We start from the raw sequence: 4565 nt of genomic DNA on the forward strand, positions 1-4565 counted from the left end.
TTTTTCCAGTTGGCGTCCCGCATATGGCCATAGGCGGGACGCCAAGCTGACAAAGTCTTTTTGCTTCTTTTTCTTCAGAAAAAGAAGATTCTTATCCTTGCGGAATTTCGACGGCGAGCACGCTGCCGCTTTCGCTTTCCGTGATCAGCAGCGTGCTGCCATCCGGCGCGAAGCAGCAATTCGTGGGCAGCCGGCCGAACTCCCGGCAGTCGATGGCGAAGAGCGGCTGGCCATGGGCATCCGCGCCCCAGACCATGCCATGCCCCGGATTGGCGACGAAGAGCCGGTCCCGCACATCCACCGCCATGCCGTCCGGCCCCATCGTGCCGCCGGGCAGGCGCAGGAAGCACTGCGCCTTGCCGACGAAGCCGTCGTCGCGCAGCGCGAAGCGCCAGACGTCGCAGGAGCGGGTCATCGCCACATAGGCATGGGTGCCGGCGCGGTTCAGCGCGACGCCGTTCGGGCTGGGGCCGTTGCGCAGCAGCGTCTCCACCCTGCCATCGGGCCAGAGGCGGTGCAGGCGGCCCGTCGGGTCCTGCAGGCCGGTCTGGCCCTGGTCGGTGAACAGCACCTGGCCGCCCGGGCCGGTGGTGACGTCGTTCAGGCCCTTGAAGCCCTCGGTGTGAAGGTTCTCCAAGAGCGGCGCCAGGCTGCCGCTGGCCGGGTCCAGGCTGAGCAGGCCGTGCCGGTGGTCGGCCAGCAGCAGGCTGCCGGCGGTGCCCAGCGCCAGGCCGTTCGGCCAGCCATCATATTCCGCCACCGCCTGCCACACCCGCTGGCCGACGCGGAAGACGCGGCCGAAGGGGATGTCGACCACCATCAGGTTGCCGGCATCGTCGAAGCACGGGCCTTCGAGGAAGGAGTGCAGCAGGGCGCCGCCGCGATGCGCGTCGGCCCAGGCGGAGCGGCGCGGCTGGCGGTGGGTGTCGGGCAGCCGGCTGAGCAGCTTGGGCGTGAGCGGGCGGGGTGCAGGGAACCACATGGGCGCGCAAGCTGCCCAAGCCGCGCCGCGCCGGCAAGCGGCAGCCGCACCGGGTCACCGCCGCGCCGCCCGCATGACGGTTTCGGGAGGCGGGGTCCGGCCGGGCAAGCCCCCTTCCCCTGCCCAGGATCATGCCCAATGATACGCACCGGGACAAAACGGGGAGCGGACTCCAATGGCGAAATTCGGCCTCAGCCAGGCGGTGCGGCGCATCGAGGATCCTCGCCTGCTGAAAGGGCATGGCCGCTACACGGACGACATCTCGGCCGCCGGCCAGCTGCATGGCTATGTGCTGCGCAGCCCGCACGCCCATGCCCGCATCCTGTCGATCGACACGGCGGAGGCGAAGGCGATCCCCGGCGTGCACGCCATCCTGACCGGCCAGGACTGGCTGGCCGAGGGGCTGGGCCAGATCCCCTGCGCCATCCCGCTGAAGAACCGCGATGGCAGCCCGCGCGCCGAGACGCCGCGCTACGGCCTGGCGGTGGAGAAGGTGCGCCATGTCGGCGACCCGGTGGCCTTCATCGTCGCCGACAGCCTGGCGATCGCGCGCGACGCGGCGGAGGCGGTGCTGGTCGATTACGACATCCTGCCCGCCTGCACCGACCTCGCCACCGCGACCGATCCGGGCCAGCCGCAGCTCTGGGACAGCGCGCCGAACAATCTCTGCTTCGACTGGGAGACCGGCGACAAGGCGGCGACCGAGGCGCTGTTCGCCAAGGCCGCGCATGTCACGAAGCTGGAGGTGGTGAACAACCGCATCGTGGTGGCCAGCATGGAGGGCCGCGCCGCGCTCGCCGAATACGATGCGGGCTCGGAAAAATTCACCCTGCATGCCGGCACGCAGGGCTCCTGGCTGGTGAAGGACCTGCTGGCCAAGGTGGTGTTCAACCTGCCGCCGGAGAAGTTCCGCGTGGTGACGCCGGATGTCGGCGGCGGCTTCGGCATGAAGCTGTATCTCTATGCCGAATACGCGCTGTGCTGCTGGGCGGCGCGCAAGCTGGGCCGGCCGGTGAAGTGGGCCGCCGAGCGCATGGAGGCCTTCCAGTCCGACACGCAGGGCCGCGCCAACCTGACGCTGGGCGAGATCGCGCTGGACGCCGAGGGCAAGTTCCTGGCGCTGCGCACCCGCAACATCGCCGATATGGGCGGCTACCTCTCCACCTTCGCGCCCTTCATCCCCACGGGCGCGGGCACCAAGGTGCTGGCCAGCGTCTATGGCTTCCAGGCGATCTACGCCAATGTTCTGGGCGTGCTGACCAACACCGTGCCGGTGGACGCCTATCGCGGCGCCGGCCGGCCGGAGAGCAACTACCTGGTGGAGCGGCTGATCGACGCCGCGGCGCATGAGCTGGGCATCGACCGCATCGAGCTGCGCCGGCGCAACATGGTGCCGCCCTCGGCCATGCCGCACCGCACGCCGGTCGGCCAGAACTACGATTCCGGCGATTTCGCAACCGTGCTGGACGCGGCGCTGGCCAAGGCCGACTGGGCCGGCTTCGAGGCGCGGCGCGCGGAATCGGAGAAGCGCGGCCGCAAGCGCGGCATCGGCATGGCCTATTACCTGGAGGCCACGGGCGGCGACGCCTCGGAGCGCGCCGAGATGCGCTTCGCCCAGGACGGCATGGTGGAGGTGCTGGTCGGCACCCAGTCCACCGGCCAGGGGCACGAGACCGCCTATGCCATGATCACCAGCCACCAGCTCGGCATCCCGCTCGAGAAGATCCGTGTGGTGCAGGGCGACTCGGATGAAATCCCGACCGGCGGCGGGACGGGTGGCGCGCGCAGCCTGTATTCCGAGGGCACCGCGCTGCTGGCCACCGCCGCCACCGTGATCGAGAAGGGCAAGCAGGCGGCGGGCGAGGCGCTGGAGGCGGCGCCGGCCGATATCGAGTTCACCGGCGGGCGCTTCGCCATCGCCGGCACCGATCGCGGCATCGGCATCCTGGAACTGGCCATGGCGCAGCGCGAGCGCGCGGCGCGCGGCGAGACCGCCACGCTGCTGGACGCGGCGGAGATCGCCGCCATCCCGGCGCACACCTTCCCCAATGGCTGCCACATCGCCGAGCTGGAGGTGGACCCGGACACCGGCCACATCACCGCCAGCCGCTACATCGTGGTGGATGATGTGGGCCACGCGCTGAACCCGCTGATCGTGCGCGGCCAGGTGCATGGCGGCGTGGCGCAGGGCTATGGCCAGGCGGTGATGGAGCGCACCGCCTACGACCCCGAGACCGGGCAGCTGATCTCGGCCAGCCTGAACGACTACGCGCTGCCGCGCGCCTCCGACCTGCCGGATATCGAGGTCGAGCTGATGGAGATCCCCTGCGAGACCAACCCGCTCGGCGTCAAGGGCGCCGGCGAGGCCGGCGCGGTGGGCTCGCCGCCGGCGGTGATGAACGCGCTGGTCGACGCGCTGCGCGGCAGCGGCATCCACCATCTCGACATGCCGGCGACGCCGGAGGTGGTGTGGCGCGCGCTGCAGGAGGCGAAGCGCGCCGCCTGAGGCGGGGCCCGCCCGGAACGAGGAAAGGCCAGGGCGATCGCCCTGGCCTTTTTCACAGGCGGCGGGCGGGGCGCGGACGCCCCGCCCGGCCGGGCTCAGCGGAAGCTCAGCTCGCTGGTGTTGCAGAGATTGACGTCACGCCGCTCCTCGGCCCGGCTGTTGGCCCAGACGACGCGGATGTCGTAGGCGCAGGGGCCTTCCGGCAGGCGGATGAACATGCGGTCGCCGGCCTCCACCACATCCTGGCCGAGCCGGTCCTCGCCCCAATTGTCGCTGGTGGTGGGCGAGGCATAGAGCTCGCGGATGGCCGAGCGGCCCTCATTGACCAGTTCGAAGCTCGGGTCGCCCTGCGGCGTCGTCACCCGGCCGCTGGCGTCGCGCTGCAGCGAGCCGGTGCGGGCCGGGGTGCCGATCACCACATCACGGTCGATGCAGGTGTTGACGTCGCGCTTCTCCTCGGTGAGGCCGTCGGCGAAGACGATGCGCATGTCGGTGCGGCAGCCGCCGCGCGCCGGCATGCGCACGGCGACATCGGCGCCCTCCGCCAGGCTGCCGCTCAGCCGGTTCTCGCCCCAGGCGCGCGACTGCACCGGCGAGGCGTAGAAGCGCTCGATGGCGCGGCCGCTGCGGTTGGTCAGGTTGAAGGAGCCATCCTGCTCCGCCGCCGGGGCGTTGCCCTGGGCCAGGGCCGGCGCGGCCAGCAGCAGCGCGGCCAGGGCCGGCAGGGCGAGGTGGGGGAATGTCCGCATCGGGGATGTCCTCACGGGAAGCGCAGCGCGGGGCGCGCGCAGAGATCGACGCCGCGCTGCTCCTGCGCGGCACCATCGGCGTAAATGATCTTCACGTCGTAAATGCAGTCGCCCGGCGGCAACGGCAGCGAGACGCTGGCGCCGGCGCGGAAGGGCCGTCCGAGCAGCCGGTCCTCGCCCCAATCGGGACGGCCGGCGGGGGAGACGAAAACGAAGTCGATCGGCCGGCGGCCGCGATTGTCGAGGCGCAGCGTGGTGGCGCGGCGCTGCTGCGGCGCGTAGCGGGGGGCCGCGCCATAGCCCGGCGGCGGGGCGCCGTAGCCGGGTG

At 71.3% G+C, this 4565-nt stretch carries 3 protein-coding genes and 1 pseudogene; 1 reads left to right on the forward strand and 3 read right to left on the reverse strand.

What is annotated here, in order from left to right; translation table 11 throughout:
• Positions 1-91: 91 nt before the first annotated feature.
• Entirely contained in the window at positions 92-982 is an 891-nt protein-coding gene (locus HMPREF0731_RS06015; RefSeq protein ID WP_007003157.1) for an SMP-30/gluconolactonase/LRE family protein, read from the reverse strand.
• 175 nt (positions 983-1157) lie between these two features.
• On the opposite strand from HMPREF0731_RS06015, the gene HMPREF0731_RS06020 reads away from it, so the two are divergent.
• Positions 1158-3488, forward strand: a complete 2331-nt coding sequence (locus tag HMPREF0731_RS06020; RefSeq protein ID WP_007003158.1) for a xanthine dehydrogenase family protein molybdopterin-binding subunit — start codon at positions 1158-1160, stop codon at positions 3486-3488.
• A 95-nt stretch (positions 3489-3583) separates the two neighbouring features.
• Here the strand turns inward: HMPREF0731_RS06020 and HMPREF0731_RS25910 are convergent, their stop codons facing one another.
• Positions 3584-4237: a hypothetical protein gene (locus tag HMPREF0731_RS25910; RefSeq protein WP_007003159.1), complete on the reverse strand. Its 654-nt coding sequence runs from the start codon at positions 4235-4237 to the stop codon at positions 3584-3586.
• 11 nt (positions 4238-4248) lie between these two features.
• A pseudogene (locus HMPREF0731_RS25035) lies at positions 4249-4565 on the reverse strand (hypothetical protein); the annotation flags it as partial.

Origin of the sequence: Pseudoroseomonas cervicalis ATCC 49957 (assembly GCF_000164635.1) — a bacterium.
Taxonomy (GTDB): domain Bacteria; phylum Pseudomonadota; class Alphaproteobacteria; order Acetobacterales; family Acetobacteraceae; genus Pseudoroseomonas; species Pseudoroseomonas cervicalis.